The following is a 17480-nucleotide window of genomic DNA, read 5'->3' as shown; positions in this document are numbered from 1 at the left end:
ACACCTGATGAAAATGATGCCAGTCAGCTAAACCTGACTGGCATTTTTTATGATTAAATAGATGATATTCAGAATTTATATAAGTATCCGAAATCATCATGACATCAACATGGCGTTATTCTTCGTTGCTGGCAGCACTCCTGCTGCCAGTTTCTGCAGCTCAGGCCGATGAACTTCAGGCAAAACAGTACGCTGATTTTGACAGCTACGTGCTGGCCCTCTCCTGGCAAACTGGATTTTGTCAGAGCCAACACGAGCGTAATCGTCAGGAGCCTGACGAATGTCGTTTACAAAAAGAGAGCGCAGACAAAGCGGATTTCCTGACCGTTCACGGTTTATGGCCCAGCCTGCCTAAATCCATTGCCGCCCGTGGAGTCGACAACCGCCGCTGGATGCGTTTTGGCTGCGCGACTCGCCCTATTCCCAACCTGCCTGAAGCACGTGCCAGCCGTAAATGCGCGGCCCCCGAAACCGGGCTGTCGCTGGAAAGCGCAGCAAAACTCAGCGCCGTAATGCCCGGCGCTGGAGGGAGATCCTGTCTGGAACGTTACGAGTATGCCAAACATGGCGCGTGTTTCGGTTTTGATCCCGACGCGTACTTTGGCACGATGGTACGGCTGAATAATGAGGTTAAGAACAGCGAGGTGGGCAAATTCCTGGCGGAAAACTACGGCAAAACCGTCAGCCGTAACGCATTTGACGCCGTAGTTGCCAAAAGCTGGGGCAAAGAGAACGTCAAAGCTGTGAAGCTAAGCTGCCACGGCAATCCGGCGTATCTCACTGAGATCCAGTTATCCCTGAAAGCCGACAACATCAACCAGACGTTATCTGCACAGTCATTCTTACCGCAACCGCATCCGGGTAGCTGCGGTAAACAGTTTATTATCGACAAAGTGGGATATTGAAACTTGCGACCGACGCTGCAAGCTGGCGTCGGTCCGTAAGCTCAGCGTTTTGCTCGTGCATCCGGGCGAACTAAATCAAAACGGTGTGTTTCACTGATCGAATAATACGCCGTTGGCCCACCTGCACGCAGTACCGGCTTCGCTTTCGCCGTCTGATAGATGCCGTCTTCCAGGAGTGTTTCATCAATGTGGATGCCCACCACTTCCCCCAATACCAGCCAGGTATCAACCGGTGAGCCATCAGCGGTAGTCAGTTGCAGGCTTTGCGATAAGCGACACTCAAAATTGACCGGGCTTTGCGCCACGCGCGGCACGTTGACTATCCGGCTATCTGCTTTACTAAGCCCGGCGGCAAAAAACTCGTCCTCACCGTGCGGCAAGCTGGCTGACGTTTCGTTCATCGCAGTGGCCAGCTCAAGAGTCGTCAGGTTCCAGACAAATTCACCGGTTTCGATAATATTCTGCACGCTGTCTTTCCAGCCGCTGCTAGCGAAACCGATAATCGGCGGATGATAGTTAAAACAGTTAAAGAAACTGTATGGTGCCAGATTGTGCCGACCATTGCCGTCACGCGACGCAATCCAGCCAATCGGGCGCGGTCCAATGATGGCATTTAGCGGGTCATGCGGTAAGCCGTGTCCCTGTGACGGTTGATAGAAATACATAGCGTTCCCTGTTGAAGTTAACGTCAGCGCAGCACAAATTATGCTTCGCTCATCCCCCTGGAAAAAGAAGATCAGCGTAGAACAATCTGCCAACGATTACGACTGAATAAAGTTGAGCAGGTCACCGTTGATCTGTTGTTTATGGGTGGTGCAAATGCCATGCGAGCCGCCGACATATACCTTCAACTGCGAATCAGGCAGTATTTCCGCCGCGACCTTTCCGCAGGTTTCAAACGGGACAATCTGATCGTCATCACCGTGGATCACCAGCGTCGGGATGGTCATCTTTTTGAGGTCCTCAAGCAGATCTGTTTCCGAAAACGCGTGGATACAGTCGTACAACGCTTTGATGGAACCTTGTAAACCCTGTTCAACAAAACTTTCCCTGACGGCTTTCGACTCTTTTGTGCCAGGACGGTTGTAGCCATAGAATGCAGCGGTTAATTCATAGAAAAAGGCGGCGCGATCGTTCACAACCCCCTCACGGATGCCATCGAATACCTCTTTCGGCACGCCATTTGGATTAAAGTCAGTCTTGATCATGATGGGCGTCACCGCGCCAATTAACACCGCTTTTGCCACCCGCTGCGTCCCATGCCGGCCAATATAACGAGCCACTTCCCCACCGCCAGTAGAGTGTCCGACATGGACGGCATCTTTAAGATTGAGATGCGCGGTAAGTTCAGCCAGATCGTCAGCATACTGATCCATATTGTGACCATCCCAGGGTTGGGCCGAACGCCCATGGCCACGCCTGTCATGGGCGATCACACGAAATCCTTTCGACCCGAGGAACAACATCTGATCCTCAAACGCATCTGCCGTCAGCGGCCAACCATGACTGAAGACAATGGGCTGTCCACTTCCCCAGTCTTTAAAATGCAAATAGCTGCCGTCTTTCAAAGTAAGTTTGTCGTACTGGCTCATGAGATCTCCTGTCGCGGAACACTGAGTTGTTTGACGCGCCCGCAGCGAGCGCTTAAAAAGCATAATGCAAATTGGAGAACGATCACGTTTTTCGGCTAAAATCACACCATACGCGACAATATTGATGATTTGCCTGAATGTGAACTAAATCACTTCAAACATGGGGTAAGTCTCAGTATCATCATAAAAGCTAAACCCTTGCCGCCTGACGGTGAGGGTTTTCTTTTGGGATTATTTACCTGCGCACCCGCAGTATCGACGACATGGAGTAATAAATGTCCAGACCAACTATCATCATTAACGACCTCGATGCGGAACGCATTGACCGCCTGTTGGAGCAACCTGCGTTTGCTGGTTTACCGATTGCCGACGCCCTTAACGCCGAGCTGGATCGTGCCCAAATGTGTTCTCCAGAAACCATGCCGCACGATGTCGTGACCATGAACAGCCGCGTGAAATTCCGCAATCTGAGTGATGGCGAAGTCCGTGTGCGTACCCTTGTGTATCCGGCCACTATGACTGACAGCAGCACACAGCTTTCGGTAATGGCACCTGTCGGCGCTGCACTTTTGGGGCTGCGCGTTGGTGATACCATTCACTGGGAACTGCCAGGCGGGACCTCAACGCACCTCGAAGTTATTGAGCTTGAGTACCAGCCTGAAGCTGCAGGCGACTACCTGCGCTAACTCTGTCTTATCAAAGCCACTCGCTTTATCTTACAGGGGATGCATCCGCATCCTCTTTCCGGTTAGATCTCCCTGCTCCTCGCTTTCTTTCATGTTCGCAAAACATAAATCTGTGTCGTGACTGACAGAATCATTTTTAATACTATGCTGTTATGTGTTCATGTAATGACAAGGAGAATGTTTATGTACAACACAATCATAATGCCTGTTGATGTATTCGAAATGGAACTGAGCGACAAGGCTATTCGCCATGCAGAATTTCTGGCCCAGGATAAAGGGGTTATCCATCTGCTGCATGTGCTGCCAGGCTCAGCGAGCCTAAGTCTGCATCGCTTTGCCGCTGACGTTCGTCGTTTTGAAGAGCATCTGCAACACGAAGCGGAAACCCGTCTGCAAACGATGGTCGGTCACTTCAGCATCGATCCTTCCCGTATTAAGCAACACGTCCGCTTTGGCAGCGTCCGTGACGTGGTCAACGAGTTGGGTGAAGAGTTGAATGCAGATGTCGTTGTCATTGGGTCGCGTAACCCATCAATCAGCACCCATCTGCTCGGCTCAAACGCTTCCAGCGTTGTCCGTCACGCGACTTTGCCAGTGCTGGTTGTTCGTTAACTGCCACTGATTCGCTAAAGAAAACCCCTGCCAGGTTAACGCCTGACAGGGGTTTTTATTACCTCACGATCAATACAAATGACCGATATTCACGATGGTGCTGATCGTATCGCCAAAGAACGTCAGACGACTCAGGAATATGCCAACAAACAGCAGGACAAAAATCGCTTTTGCGCGACGCTCTCCCTGACGGCTTAGCACAAAGGCCACCGCCAGACAGACCAGACTCGCCAGATAAAGCGGCGACGTCAGCCAGGCATGCGCCGTCATCTGCATGATAGTGCCGCCGCTTAGCCAGATAATGGGCGCGGCGATCATGACCGCCATACACACAACAATCCCCTGGCGCAATGCGGCAACGGCAGGTGCAAGGTTAAGCAGTGGAATCGCCGCACACCCCATCACCCACACCGTGATAAAGAACAACAGCATTGTCAGACCGTTGGCTATCGCCACCATTGCCGGGGCAGCATAGGTCATCCCCTGCACCGCTACCAGCGCGATACCGAGAACAGAGGCCAGAACAGCTGGCGCTTTGTGCCCTTTTGCCAAAAACGTCACCCCGACCGCCGCACCGTATAAGGTTGCGCCAAGAATTTCACGGCTCAGCCAGGCGTGCTGCAGGTTAATCAGGGCATCGTAGGCGCGATCCGGATGCGCAAGGTGCAGGATCGCTGCAACGGACGCCACCGCCAGAACCAGCCCACTTACCAGCCAGTACAGGCGTTTGCTTTCCAGTTTTCCTTGCAGCGTGCGTAGCGTCAGAATGAGCGTGATCCCAACCGACATCTGGCTCAATACGGTAAAAATAACCAGCGGAAGTTCATACTTTTCCATTACTTGCCCTCCGGCTGCTTCGGCTGACGCGCAAGGATAAAACGCGTGCCAGGATTAAGCTGCGGCATACGCGGGAATCCCGGCGGATACTGTACGGCATTGTCAGGTATAGGATCGGCATCCAGATCGATAAGCGTCAGCGCACCTACCGGACAGGCATTCACGCAAGCCGGTTGCATACCAACATCAAGGCGCTCGTAGCACATGCTGCATTTTTCCGCTTTCTTCGTCTCCTCATTAAAACGCGGCGCACCGTATGGGCAGTTGCGGATACAGTTTTTGCATCCAATACAGCGCTCCGGGTTATGCACCACGACACCATCTTCACGCTTGGTGTACGCCTCTACCGGACACGCCGCCAGACAGGCCGGGTTTTCGCAGTGGTTACAGGCCAGCGAATAGAACGCCCGCTCTTCATGCGGATAAATTTCTTTATCCAGCGGGTAGACATAGCGCCAGAAACGTTCAGGTTCCAACTGGTTAAAACTCTTACACGCCATTGCACAGCCACGGCAGCCGATGCATTTATCGCTATTAACTAAAAACGCGCGTCTCATGCCGCTGCTCCTTTACTGATCAAAATGATGTCCGCAAACTGACTGTGGATAGCCGCACCTGGCGCACCGGTTTTCATCAACCCCATATCGGCTGGGGTATCCGCCACCACGTTTTGAACGTTGTATTTCCGTTTCGGGAACCACGCCTCGTACATCACCAGGAAATCTTCCGGAACGTTAGCGGTCACCTTCGCACGCAGTTCTACTTCACCTACGGTGTTAAACACTTTCACCAGGTCGTTTTCGGCAATGCCTCTTTTTTCTGCGGAAATCGGATGCATATAGACAAACGGCTCCGGATAGAAGACCTGCATCCAGTCAAGGTTGATAAATTGGGAATGGATACCGAACTGCACATGCGGTGTAAACAAGTGGAATGGCAGCGTACTTTTCGCCTCCGGTTTGTATTCCGGCAGCGCCGTATGACCATTTTTCTCACACAGCTCAGATCTGAACTCAAACTTTCCTGAGGGGGTTTTAAATTTGCGGTCATACCAGGCCGCAGAACTCGGCAAAATGGCTTTTTTCGGGCCATCCAGTAAGTCATCCCAGGAGGAAATGCCAAACATTTTGGCCATTCCGTCATTGAATTCCTGGTCCAGCCAACGCTTATGATTGAACTCCTGCGGGAATGTGCAAGAACCCGGCTCCAGCTTGTTGATTGTGCGGGAAAGTAAAACGGCGATTTCCAGATCGCATTTTGCCTCGTACATTGGCTTAATTGCAGGCTGGTTGATTGAGAGCCAGTAGTGCCAATATGAGGCGTCTACGTTCCACTCTTCAAAGGCCGTGGTGACAGGCAAAACGATATCGGCATGCTGGACGGTCTCGTTAAAGAACTGATCGGCACAGACCACCATTTCCTGTTTTTCGAATGCTTTTTCCATCTTGCTGCGATCAAAATCCTGAGCAAACGGGTTCTTACAGGCAACCCAAAGCATTCGGACAGGCGGCTCGTTGGCTTGCAGAATTCCCTTGGCGGTCTGGTTGATATTCAATGAGCGATCGGAATACTGTGCGACTTCCCCCGCAGAACCAAACTCGCTGGTAGTTCCCGCCGCACCTGGCATACCGATGGAGCCTACCGGTGGCTTCTGCAGCATGGCGTTGTAGTTAAAGCCCCAGGTATGCAGATGACCGTAGCGAGCGCCGCCGCCTTCAATGCCAATATTGCCGGTCATTGCCACAAAGGCATCGATCGCCCGTACGTTAGCGCCGCCGTTAACATGACGCTGCATGCCGTAGCCAATCCACACGGTAGCAGGGTTAACCGCGGTAAATTCTTCCGCCAACTGGCGAATAACATCCGCCGACAGCCCGCAAATCTCAGACGCCCACTCTACGGTAACGCTGTTGCGCAGATAGGCTTCGAATTCCGGGTAACCATGGGAATAGTTGTTGACGAAATCCTGGTCCACCAGACCTTTATCCACCAAATGACGTGCCATACCCAGCGCCAGCGCACCATCAGAACCAGGACGAACGCGTAAATAGAGATCGGCTTTCGCAGCGGTCTGGGTTAACAGCGGATCGATAACGACCACTTTCGCCCCTTTCTCCCGCGCCTGGTAGATATACTTCATGGTGTGCATAGAGCACCAGGCCGGGTTAGCGCCCCAGATAATGATGTATTTTGCTTTCACAAAATCTTCCGGGTCGTTACACCACATATCACCCATATCGTAGTTCTGGGCATCGATACCGGCTGGCCAGCAAGGTGTTCCGGCAAAACGCGTGGTGTAACCCAGCGAAGACATCATCCCTTCAACCGCATAGTTCAATACCCCAAATTTGCCGGAATATTTGGTCATCGCCAGACCCAGCATTGAACCGTCTTTCTTTTTAATCTCCAGCATCTTGGTCGCAATGCGCTGCATTGCTTCGTCCCAGGAAATACGACGCCAGTTCCCACTGCCGCGAACATCCTGAACCATCGGATATTTAATGCGATCCGGGCTGTATACCCGACGCGGGTAGCTCAGTCCCTTCACACACGGAGTTCCATGCGTAAACGTTGACTCAGGCGCACCCTCCACAAAGGTGATGACGTCATCCTTCACCCAGGTTTTCAGGCTACAAGTGTCATAGCAGTTACGCGGACAGGCGTTACGATAGATTTTGTAGGTTTTGGGGTTAAATGGAATGGGCGGTTGCGCCAATGCACAACGTGAAGTCAGCAATCCCCCAGGCAGGGCTGCGACCGTGCCAAGGGCAATCAACCCTTTCAAAAATGAACGTCTGTTCAGAACTCCCGGTTCATTACTCATATTGATACTCTCGTTTTTAATTCATCAAGCCAAGAAGACAATCTTCCAGCTACGTTTTTCAACGTGGCGGTTTGTGCATTTATATTTATTTTTTCTATATACTCGGGCCCCCACACCGCGACATACTCAGATGCATATCGAGTAAGGGTCACCTGGTATTCTGACGATGCTCTGGCATTAGCTGATAATAAAACCGCCAATTCCAATACACAGGAAATATGATCATCCGGAATATTATTCACGACACTTATAGATAACCCTATATTTGCCATGAATTCCCGAATGCTAAGGGTTGATTTACCCATTACAAGGGCATCTTCTTCAAGATAAACCGAGGCAAACGGCGCGGCCTTTAACTTCTGCGGTCCGACAAACAGCGCATTGAAGTCGTACTCCGCTTCCAGCCACTCCTGCTCTGTTAGCGCCGAGGCATTTGTATCTAAAGCTGAATAAGCCGCTTTCAGCGTGCAATTATCGTGAGAGATAAAAAAATCACGTAACAATAACCCTGTCGATTCAAAGATCGTCAGGGTTTCATATATTTCACCCATGAATTAACCAACCATTTATTCACACAACAAATGAAAAAATAATGCAGGTTAATATAATAAAGATAACGCCCTCTCTTTCTTTGATGAAAATAATGATCAGGCTAATTAAGTGAATGTTTTATACGGTTTATTGTTTCAAGAATTGACAATGTGAGTATATGGAAATAAAAAACCGCCAGCGGATGACTGGCGGTTTTGGCATTGCAGGTGAGTCTTACTCTTTTTATGCTACTGTCGTGCGAATCAGATAATCAAACGAACTCAACGAGGCCTTCGCGCCTTCACCGGTCGCGATGATAATCTGCTTATACGGTACGGTGGTGCAGTCACCGGCAGCGAAAACACCTTTCACGCTGGTTTCGCACTTGGCATCGATGATGATTTCACCCATGCGATTACGTTCAACGGCGCCTTCCAGCCAGTTGGTGTTCGGCAGCAGACCAATCTGTACAAAGATACCGGCCAGTTCCACATTGTGAACATCCCCGCTCACGCGGTCACGATACTCCAGGCCAGTGACCTTGCTGCCATCGCCTTTCACTTCTGTCGTTTGCGCGTTCAGAATGATGTCGACATTTTTCAGGCTGCGAAGCTTATTCTGCAGCACCTGGTCTGCCTTCATTTCAGGAGCAAACTCCAGCAGCGTCACATGTTCAACAATACCTGCCAGGTCGATAGCCGCTTCAACGCCGGAGTTACCGCCGCCAATTACCGCAACACGCTTACCTTTAAACAGCGGACCATCACAGTGCGGGCAATAGGTTACACCTTTGGTGCGATACTGATCTTCACCCGGAACGTTCATGTTGCGCCATTTCGCGCCGGTGGCGATGATAATGCTACGTGCTTTCAGCACCGCGCCGGAGGCTGTTTCAATCTGATGCAAACCGCCTTCCTGCGCTGCCGGGATCAGTTTGCTTGCGCTCTGGCTGTCGATCACATCGACATCATAATCATCAACGTGTGCTTTCAGCGCACCTGCCAGTTTCTGACCTTCAGTTTTCGGTACTGAGATGTAGTTTTCAATATCAACGGTATCAAGAACCTGACCACCAAAACGTTCGCCCATCAGACCGGTACGAATGCCTTTACGTGCAGAGTACACCGCTGCCGCCGCCCCCGCAGGACCAGAACCGACAATCAACACGTCATAAGCATCGCGCTTATTCAGTTCTTCAGCCGCACGTTTTTCTGCGCCGGTATCCACTTTCGCCACGATCTCAGTCAGCGTCATACGACCCTGGCCGAACTCTTTGCCGTTCATAAATACCGCCGGAACGCCCATCACGTTACGATCGGTGATTTCGTTCTGGAATGTACCGCCGTCAATCGCCGTATGCTTGATACGTGGGTTCAGTACCGACATCAGGTTCAACGCCTGCACCACGTCCGGGCAGTTGTGGCAGGAAAGCGAATAATAGGTTTCAAATTCAAAATCACCGTCGAGATCGCGGATCTGCTCCAGCAACGCCTGCGCCTCTTTTGACGGATGACCGCCGGTCCACAGCAGAGCCAACACCAGAGAGGTAAACTCATGACCCAGCGGAGAACCGGCAAAACGCGGTCCCTGGTGAGAACCAGGATTGGTAATCAGGAACGATGGCTTACGCACCGCCAGAGTATTGTCTTCTTTAAAGGTGACTTTTTCTGACAGTTCAGCAATTTCAGTCAGCAGTTCCTTGATTTCTGCCGATTTAGCGCTGTCATCCAGCGTAGCAATCAGCTCAACAGGTTTGGTCAGTTTCTCAAGATAAGCCCTGAGCTGGGTTTTCATATTTGTGTCGAGCATTCTTCTTCCCTCTCTGAAAACATCATCATGCAAGCCGATTTTGCGGGACTGCATTAATGCAACTTGCGTCATGGTGCTGGAATAAAACAGGCGCAGATTTGCGCCTGTGGAATGCCGGATGCACTACGTTTATCCGGCCTACAAATTATGCGACTTAAATCTTACCAACCAGGTCCAGAGATGGAGCTAAGGTTGCTTCACCTTCTTTCCATTTCGCCGGGCAAACTTCACCTGGGTGAGAAGCGACATACTGTGCAGCTTTAATTTTACGCAGCAGGTCAGATGCATCACGGCCGATACCTTCAGCAGTAACTTCGATTGCCTGGATGATACCCTGCGGGTCAACAACGAAGGTTGCGCGGTCAGCCAGACCTTCATCTTCACGCATGTTGTCGAAGTTACGGGTCAGGGCGCCAGTCGGGTCGCCGATCATCGCGTATTTGATTTTAGCGATGGTCTCAGAGCTGCTGTGCCATGCTTTGTGGGTGAAGTGGGTATCAGTAGATACGGAATACACATCTACGCCCAGTTTCTGCAGTTCTTCGTAATGGTCTGCAACGTCACCCAGTTCGGTCGGGCATACGAAAGTAAAGTCAGCCGGGTAGAAGAAGAAGACGCTCCAGCGACCTTCGGTATCTTTCTCGGTTACTTCGATGAACTCACCGTTTTTGAACGCCTGGTTTTTGAAAGGTTTAATTTTGGTATTAATCAAAGACATCTGTACTTCCTCCGTGTTTTCGTTGAGAGATAAGTTAACGAAAATCTCTTAGCAGGGCTAATGCGTTTCCTTTATCAAATCAATAAGCGTTAACTAACAACTTACTCAATCGAACCTAAAAGACAAAAGTAAAAAAGGCCCCCTATGCAGGGAGCCTCATTACCCGAGCTACCCGCAGGTAACGTCAGTGCCAGCAGGGCTGGCTATGTGTTGCGCTCTACATTACCTTAACAAAGGTCGTAACAGCGATTGGGATTACATCACCCAACTCAAGAAAGGGCAATCGATGGACCGTCGATCTTACCTATGGCTGCGATAGGTTTTGCAATTAAGCCCCCTTTCCTGCTGATTTTATAAGGAAAATCAATGTTTAAACGTACCTTACTTTTAACCCTACTCCCTGCCGTGGTGCATGCCGAAGAACTGCCTGCTCCCGTTAAAGCTATTGAGAAACAGGGCATTACCATCCTGAAGCCTTTCGATGCACCGGGTGGAATGAAAGGCTATCTGGGAAAATACCAGGACATGGGGGTCACTATCTATGTCACGCCTGACGGTAAACATGCCATCTCCGGCTACATGTATAATGAAAAAGGCGAAAACCTCAGTAATTCGCTCATAGAAAAAGAGATCTATGCCCCTGCCGGACGTGAAATGTGGCAGCGAATGGAAAAAGCATCGTGGATTCTGGACGGGAAAAAAGAGGCACCGGTTATTGTGTACGTGTTTGCCGATCCCTTCTGTCCCTATTGTAAACAGTTCTGGCAGCAGGCGCGTCCGTGGGTAGAATCCGGTAAAGTTCAGTTGCGTACATTATTGGTTGGCGTAATTAAACCTGAAAGTCCGGCCACCGCCGCTGCAATTCTGGCAACCAAAGATCCGGCCAAAACCTGGCATGACTATGAGGCATCCGGTGGGAAAATGAAGCTGGAAATCCCGGCTTCGGTCCCTGCGGAGCAAATGAAGTTACTGAATATCAACCAAAAGTTGATGGATGATTTGGGGGCCAATGTAACGCCGGCTATCTATTACATGAGTAAAGACGATACGTTACAACAGGAAGTAGGCTTACCGGATAAAGAAAAATTAAACATTATCATGGGAAATAAATAAAAGTAACAAGATGAGTGATTGTTATCGTTCTCATATCAATCACTCATTTAAATTAACTTTCCTGCTGAAAATTACGCAACTTGTGCTATTTTAGCTAAAGTTAATTATTCATTAAGCACACAAACATAAATTTCAAGAATAACTACCATTTAAACTATTCCACAATTGAATTTTTCACTACATTACCATCACAGGAAGGTACGCATGGCTAACCTCTATGACCTCAAAAAGTTCGATCTCAACCTGTTGATTATATTTGAATGCATATATCAACATTTGAGCATCAGCAAGGCTGCAGAAACGCTGTACATCACACCATCAGCTGTAAGTCAGTCATTGCAACGACTGCGTACGCAGTTTAACGACCCTTTATTTATTCGCTCCGGCAAAGGTATTACGCCCACGGTGACTGGTATTAATCTTCATCATCATCTTGAGCAAAACCTGAATCACCTGGAGCAAACAATAAGCATCATGCATGGTGCCCAGCTGAAAAATAAATTCATTATTTACAGCCCACAACTTACAACCACCGTAAATGTGACGACATTAATTCATGCTCTGGTACAAGATTCAGATATTGAAGTGGAACATCACGATATCTTAATGTCGGCAGAAACTGCTGAAAACATACTGGCTTACCGCAAGGCCGACATGGTGGTTACGATGATGCCGGTCCATAACCGTTCCGTCGTTTGCATCCCTTTTAAGACTATCGAGAGTGTTTTGATTTGTAGAAAAGACCATCCCAGAATGAATGACTCAAGCACCCTGCAACAAATTATGCAAGAGCAATTCACCTTCTTACTCACCGAAGAGAAAGGTATTAAAGAATGTCAATCACAAGCCAATACTTTTTTTGTTAATCGTAAGATTGGATTTAGTAGCGATTCTCTGACATCAATCGTTAATATTATTTCCAGCACGGATATTATTGGCCTGATTCCTAAATTAATGTACGATCACTATGCGACTGCACTTAATCTCAAAGAGATTAGTGTTGACTTTAATCTACCCAGCGTCCAGCTATTTTTAATGTATAACAGGGCGTCGCTTAACAACAAAGCATTCGCTGCATATATAAATCAAATTTCCTCAGAAGGTCTGTAAATCGTATTGCAACCTCTCATCAGTACATTTAATTCATTTTCAGAATGTAACAAGACAACACATATAAATTAAATATATATTTAAATATTGCATACTATATAAATTGGCATATCGTAATAATGTGCATCTCTTATTAATACAAACAATAAAAATCTCTGATATGGTCTTGATATGTCTGTTTATAAAATACCATTGAATCAAAACGTTCTCGAAGCCGCACAGGATCGTATCGCCTGGACGCTTGAGGCTCTGCCACGCATTTGCGTTTCTTTCTCTGGAGGTAAAGATTCGGGGCTGATGTTACATCTAACCGCCGCCATTGCCCGCCAGTTACAGAAAAAAATAAACGTCTTGTTTATCGACTGGGAGGCGCAGTTTTCCTGCACTATCGATTATATCCAGGCGCTGCGCGAGAGTTATTCCGATGTCATCGAAAATTTCTATTGGGTGGCATTACCGCTGACGACGCAGAATTCACTGTCACAATTTCAACCCGAATGGCAGTGTTGGGAGCCGGGTACGCAATGGGTTCGCCAGCCGCCCGCAGATGCCATAACCGATCCTGAATATTTCTCCTTCTATCAACCCGGCATGACCTTTGAACAATTTGTTCGTGAGTTCGCTGACTGGTTTTCGCAGAAACGACCGGCTGCCATGATGGTGGGCATCCGCGCCGATGAGTCATATAACCGCTTTGTTGCCATTGCCAACTCGCAAAAGCAGCGTTTTGCCGATGACAAGCCGTGGACGACTGCAGCACCTGGTGGACACACCTGGTATATTTACCCGCTGTATGACTGGAAAACAGCCGACATCTGGACGTGGTTTGCGAAGTCAAAATTGCCGTGTAACCCCCTGTATAATCTGATGTACCAGGCCGGGGTCCCGACACGATATATGCGCATTTGCGAACCCTTTGGCCCGGAACAGCGTCAGGGATTATGGCTATATCATGTCATTGAACCCGAGCGCTGGGCGGCTATGTGCGCCCGTGTCAGCGGTGTTAAAAGCGGGGGGATTTATGCCGGTCATGACAACCATTTTTACGGTCATCGGAAAATACTTAAACCAGAGCATTTAAGCTGGCAGGAATATGCCATGCTGCTATTGAACAGCATGCCGGAGACTACCGCAGAGCATTACCGCAATAAAATCGCCGTCTATTTGCAGTGGTATAAGAAAAAAGGCATGGATAATATCCCGCAAACTCAGGAAGGCGATATTGGTTCGAAAGATATTCCTTCATGGCGACGTATCTGCAAAGTCCTGTTGAATAATGATTACTGGTGTCGGGCACTTTCATTCAGTCCAACGAAACCCAAAAACTACCAACGCTATAACGAACGTATGAAAACAAAACGCCAGGAATGGGGAATCTTATGCAACACCGACTAACTCACGAACTCCTCGGCTTTCTTTCTGGCCTGTCAGAAGAAGAACGAATTGAAGCCATCAATGAATTCAGGCGGGCGATACACAGCGTCAGTCCCTTTCGCAAGGAACCCGTAGATTGCGTACTTTGGGTTAAAAATGATCACATTTCACCCAATGACTACAACCCCAATAACGTTGCGCCACCGGAGAAAAAGCTGCTGCTGAAGTCCCTTGAAGCAGACGGGTTTACACAGCCCATTGTGGTGGTTCACTCAACGGCAGAGGAATACGAAATTGTCGACGGTTTCCACCGCCACGAGTTAGGTAAAGCCAAAGCCTCACTGAGGCCCAGGCTTAAAGGATACCTGCCGGTTGCCTGTTTAGAACGAGAACGCCAAGAGCGTATGGCGGCGACCATTCGCCACAACCGCGCCCGTGGGCGTCATCAAATCCACGCCATGTCCGAGATTGTCCGCGAGCTATCGCAACTGGGATGGAGTGAAGAAAGAATTAGCAAGGATCTCGGCATGGACAACGACGAGGTGTTACGCCTGAAGCAAATCAACGGTCTGCAAGAGTTGTTCGCCGACCGTCGATTCTCCAAAGCCTGGACGGTGAAATAGCTACAGCGACACCAGACGTTCAGCTGCTGTTAACAGCGTCGATTCTTGCTTGGCAAAACAGAGACGAATCAGTTTATGCGGGAAAGGATCGGCGCAAAACACCGACAGCGGTATCGCCGCAACGCCCACTTCAGTGGTCAGCCACTGGCAAAATTCCACGTCGTTAAGCGTGGAAACGGCGCTGTAATCGACCAGCAGAAAATACGTGCCTTCACACGGCAGAATTTCCAGTCGGCTGTCACGCAGCGCGTTCACCAACACGTCGCGTTTTTTCTGATAAAACGCAGGCAGCTCGCGATAGTGTGCAGGATCTTCTCGTAGCATATCCGCCAGTGCCAACTGAGCCGGCGTGTTGACAGAAAACGTCAGATACTGGTGTACCTTGCGTAACTCAGCGCTAATGGCTGCTGGCGCAACGCAGTAGCCAATCTTCCAGCCGGTCATATGGTAGGTCTTACCAAACGATGAAACAGCAACAGCGCGTTCCCGCAGCTCTGAATGTGCCAGCACACTGGCATGCCCTTGCCTGGCGAAACAGATATGCTCATAAACTTCGTCGCTGATGACAAAGATCTCGCGTTCTTTAATTGCTTGCCACAGCGCGTCAAAATCGGCCTGATGCCACACGGTGGCAGAAGGATTATGTGGCGTGTTCAGGATAACCAATCGGGTACGGTCGCTGAGTAAGGCACTAAAAGCCTGCCAGTCGACGCGAAAAGACGGTGGTTGCAGCGCGATACGTTTAACCACCCCGCCGGATAATTCAACCGCAGGCGCATAGCTGTCGTAGCTCGGGTCAAAACAAATCACCTCATCACCTGGGCGCACCAGCGCAGTGATCGCGGCATACAGCGCTTCTGTGGCCCCCGCCGTGATGGTCACTTCACTATTCGCGTCGGGTTTGTAGCCGTACAGGTCTGCCGTTTTACCCGCGATGGCTTCGCGCAGCGGCTGCACGCCCGTCATCGGTGCATACTGGTTTGCACCGTGCGCGACGTGATACGCCAGACGCTCCTGCAAAAAGAGCGGACCGTCAAAATCAGGAAATCCCTGCGAGAGATTAATGGCCTGATGCTGCTGCGCCAGCGCACTCATTTGCGTGAAGATAGTAGTGCCCAGGTTAGGCAGTTTGCTTTGCGGAATCAGCGGGTTATTACTCATTATTGTTATCCCAGCGTGTGATGTTGTGGTTGAAGCCACTATAACACGATGCTAGTATTTGGCAATCAAGACGTTCAGACGTCTATATAAAAATAACCTGCCTGGACAGGACAGCCAAAGGACAACACAACATGAGTAATACAGAGATTCGCGTCGTCACCGGCCCGGCCAACTATTTTTCCCATCCCGGCAGCCTGTCGAGACTCAACGATTTTTTCACTACCGACCAACTTTCACGCGCCGTGTGGGTTTATGGTGAGCGCGCTATCGATGCGGCCCGCCCTTATCTGCCAGAGACATTTCATCTCGCCGAGGCTAAGCGCCTGCTGTTTACGGGACATTGCAGCGAAACCGATGTTGCTCAACTGGCAAAAGAGTCGGGAGATAATCGCAGCGTGGTGATTGGCGTGGGCGGAGGAACATTGCTCGACACCGCTAAAGCGTTGGCCCGTCGTCTGGATCTGCCGTTTGTCGGTATTCCTACGATTGCGGCGACCTGCGCCGCCTGGACGCCGCTCTCCGTCTGGTATAACGATGCAGGCCAGGCGCTGCATTTTGAAATTTTCCCTGATGCCAATTTCCTCGTTCTGGTCGAACCCGAGATCGTTCTCAATGCGCCAGAGGAATATCTACTGGCGGGGATCGGCGACACGCTGGCGAAGTGGTACGAGGCCGTCGTGCTTGCGCCTCAGCCAGAAAACCTGCCATTAACTGTTCGTCTGGGTATCGATGCCGCGCAGACGATCCGCGACGTCCTGCTGGAAAGCAGCGAGCAGGCGCTGACAGATAAACAACAAGGCTCGTTAAGCCGCACGTTTTGCGATGTAGTGGATGCGATTATTGCCGGAGGCGGCATGGTTGGTGGTCTGGGCGAGCGCTACACCCGCGTGGCGGCGGCGCATTCTGTTCACAATGGCCTGACCGTCCTCCCACAAACAGAGAAGTTTTTACATGGCACTAAAGTTGCGTACGGCATCCTGGTGCAGAGTGCGTTGTTGAGACAAGATGCCGTGCTGGCGCAGTTAATTACCGCCTATCAGCGCTTCAACCTGCCCACCCGATTAGCTCAACTGGACGTGGACATCAATAATCGCGCAGAAATCGACAAAGTGATTACGCACACCCTGCGCCCGGTGGAGTCCATTCACGCCCTGCCGGTAACGTTAACGCCGGAGACACTGCGCGCAGCATTCGAAAAGGTAGAATCGTTTACGGTATGATTAGGGTATGGGATGCCTGATAGCGGCTTCGCCTTATCAGGCCTACGACGACTAATTATAACGGCAAATGCGATGTTGTAGGCCGGATAAGCGTCAGTGCCATCCGGCAAAAAATCAACAGCACTTCGCGCCGCCTTTCCCCCCATATCGCGCATCCTGGCGCTCGCGGAAAAATTCTTCGTAGGTCATTGGCGTTTGGTCCGGATGCGTGACGCGCATATGTTCAACATAGTTGTCGTAATCCGGCACACCTATCATTAATCGGGCGGTTTGACCTAAATACTTCCCGGCTTTGGCGAGTGTTTCAAACATAGTGATTCCCTGTCGTACAAACGCCCTCCCCGTTCAGGAGAGGGCTCATTGGT

At 50.0% G+C, this 17480-nt stretch carries 18 protein-coding genes; 8 read left to right on the top strand and 10 right to left on the bottom strand.

The features are described 5' to 3' along the window. Positions 1-98 precede the first annotated feature (98 nt). Entirely contained in the window at positions 99-905 is an 807-nt protein-coding gene (gene rna, locus WN16_RS10335) for a ribonuclease I (RefSeq protein WP_044700975.1), read from the top strand. A gap of 41 nt (positions 906-946) precedes the next feature. Here rna and WN16_RS10330 read toward each other — a convergent pair whose 3' ends face one another. Both WN16_RS10330 and WN16_RS10325 read right to left on the bottom strand, forming a co-directional pair. Further along, positions 947-1570: a flavin reductase family protein gene (locus WN16_RS10330; protein WP_003022109.1), complete on the bottom strand. Its 624-nt coding sequence runs from the start codon at positions 1568-1570 to the stop codon at positions 947-949. A gap of 96 nt (positions 1571-1666) precedes the next feature. Further along, the gene (locus WN16_RS10325) at positions 1667-2497 is read right to left on the bottom strand and encodes an alpha/beta hydrolase (RefSeq protein ID WP_044700974.1); all 831 of its coding nucleotides are present in this window, start codon (positions 2495-2497) and stop codon (positions 1667-1669) included. A gap of 275 nt (positions 2498-2772) precedes the next feature. On the opposite strand from WN16_RS10325, the gene rnk reads away from it, so the two are divergent. Next, positions 2773-3183: a nucleoside diphosphate kinase regulator gene (rnk, locus tag WN16_RS10320; RefSeq protein WP_003022104.1), complete on the top strand. Its 411-nt coding sequence runs from the start codon at positions 2773-2775 to the stop codon at positions 3181-3183. Positions 3184-3366: 183 nt separating this feature from the next. Further along, positions 3367-3795 carry a universal stress protein UspG gene (gene uspG / locus WN16_RS10315; RefSeq protein WP_003022101.1) on the top strand — a complete coding sequence of 143 codons (429 nt, stop codon included), beginning with the start codon at positions 3367-3369 and terminating at the stop codon, positions 3793-3795. A 69-nt stretch (positions 3796-3864) separates the two neighbouring features. Here uspG and WN16_RS10310 read toward each other — a convergent pair whose 3' ends face one another. From WN16_RS10310 to ahpC, 6 genes are all read right to left on the bottom strand, one after another. Continuing rightward, positions 3865-4632 (bottom strand): DmsC/YnfH family molybdoenzyme membrane anchor subunit, encoded by a 768-nt coding sequence (locus WN16_RS10310; protein ID WP_016149771.1) that lies wholly within the window; start codon positions 4630-4632, stop codon positions 3865-3867. After that, positions 4632-5189, bottom strand: coding sequence for a 4Fe-4S dicluster domain-containing protein (locus WN16_RS10305; RefSeq protein ID WP_003022094.1), 558 nt, complete (start codon positions 5187-5189; stop codon positions 4632-4634). The genes WN16_RS10310 and WN16_RS10305 overlap by 1 nt, the downstream gene beginning before the upstream one ends. Further along, entirely contained in the window at positions 5186-7456 is a 2271-nt protein-coding gene (locus tag WN16_RS10300) for a molybdopterin-dependent oxidoreductase (RefSeq protein WP_103790840.1), read from the bottom strand. The genes WN16_RS10305 and WN16_RS10300 overlap by 4 nt, the downstream gene beginning before the upstream one ends. Beyond that, positions 7453-8007: a molecular chaperone TorD family protein gene (locus WN16_RS10295; protein ID WP_044699507.1), complete on the bottom strand. Its 555-nt coding sequence runs from the start codon at positions 8005-8007 to the stop codon at positions 7453-7455. The genes WN16_RS10300 and WN16_RS10295 overlap by 4 nt, the downstream gene beginning before the upstream one ends. A gap of 223 nt (positions 8008-8230) precedes the next feature. Continuing rightward, a complete protein-coding gene (gene ahpF / locus WN16_RS10290) occupies positions 8231-9796 on the bottom strand; it encodes an alkyl hydroperoxide reductase subunit F (RefSeq protein ID WP_003835619.1) in 1566 nt (521 codons plus the stop codon). Between the two features lie 154 nt (positions 9797-9950). Then, positions 9951-10514: an alkyl hydroperoxide reductase subunit C gene (gene ahpC / locus WN16_RS10285; protein ID WP_002894394.1), complete on the bottom strand. Its 564-nt coding sequence runs from the start codon at positions 10512-10514 to the stop codon at positions 9951-9953. A gap of 366 nt (positions 10515-10880) precedes the next feature. Between ahpC and dsbG the strand changes: the two genes are divergently transcribed. From dsbG to WN16_RS10265, 4 genes are all read left to right on the top strand, one after another. Then, complete coding sequence (gene dsbG, locus WN16_RS10280; RefSeq protein ID WP_016149767.1) at positions 10881-11627, top strand: thiol:disulfide interchange protein DsbG; 747 nt, start codon at positions 10881-10883, stop codon at positions 11625-11627. A gap of 204 nt (positions 11628-11831) precedes the next feature. Beyond that, a complete protein-coding gene (locus tag WN16_RS10275; protein ID WP_016149766.1) occupies positions 11832-12737 on the top strand; it encodes a LysR family transcriptional regulator in 906 nt (301 codons plus the stop codon). 171 nt (positions 12738-12908) lie between these two features. Next, entirely contained in the window at positions 12909-14132 is a 1224-nt protein-coding gene (locus WN16_RS10270) for a phosphoadenosine phosphosulfate reductase (RefSeq protein ID WP_003835626.1), read from the top strand. Then, positions 14117-14734 (top strand): ParB/RepB/Spo0J family partition protein, encoded by a 618-nt coding sequence (locus WN16_RS10265; RefSeq protein ID WP_003847426.1) that lies wholly within the window; start codon positions 14117-14119, stop codon positions 14732-14734. The genes WN16_RS10270 and WN16_RS10265 overlap by 16 nt, the downstream gene beginning before the upstream one ends. Here the strand turns inward: WN16_RS10265 and WN16_RS10260 are convergent, their stop codons facing one another. Continuing rightward, on the bottom strand, positions 14735-15895 hold the full coding sequence (locus tag WN16_RS10260) for a pyridoxal phosphate-dependent aminotransferase (protein WP_044699502.1): 1161 nt from the start codon (positions 15893-15895) through the stop codon (positions 14735-14737). Between the two features lie 131 nt (positions 15896-16026). Here WN16_RS10260 and WN16_RS10255 point away from each other — a divergent pair, with 131 nt between their 5' ends. Beyond that, positions 16027-17115, top strand: a complete 1089-nt coding sequence (locus tag WN16_RS10255) for an oxidoreductase (RefSeq protein WP_044699500.1) — start codon at positions 16027-16029, stop codon at positions 17113-17115. A gap of 114 nt (positions 17116-17229) precedes the next feature. Here the strand turns inward: WN16_RS10255 and WN16_RS10245 are convergent, their stop codons facing one another. Beyond that, positions 17230-17427, bottom strand: coding sequence for a YbdD/YjiX family protein (locus WN16_RS10245; protein ID WP_003022064.1), 198 nt, complete (start codon positions 17425-17427; stop codon positions 17230-17232). Positions 17428-17480 lie beyond the last annotated feature (53 nt).

The organism is Citrobacter sp. ABFQG (genome assembly GCF_004322975.1).
Lineage (GTDB): Bacteria > Pseudomonadota > Gammaproteobacteria > Enterobacterales > Enterobacteriaceae > Citrobacter > Citrobacter freundii.
This window is presented reverse-complemented; position numbering and strand designations above follow the sequence as displayed.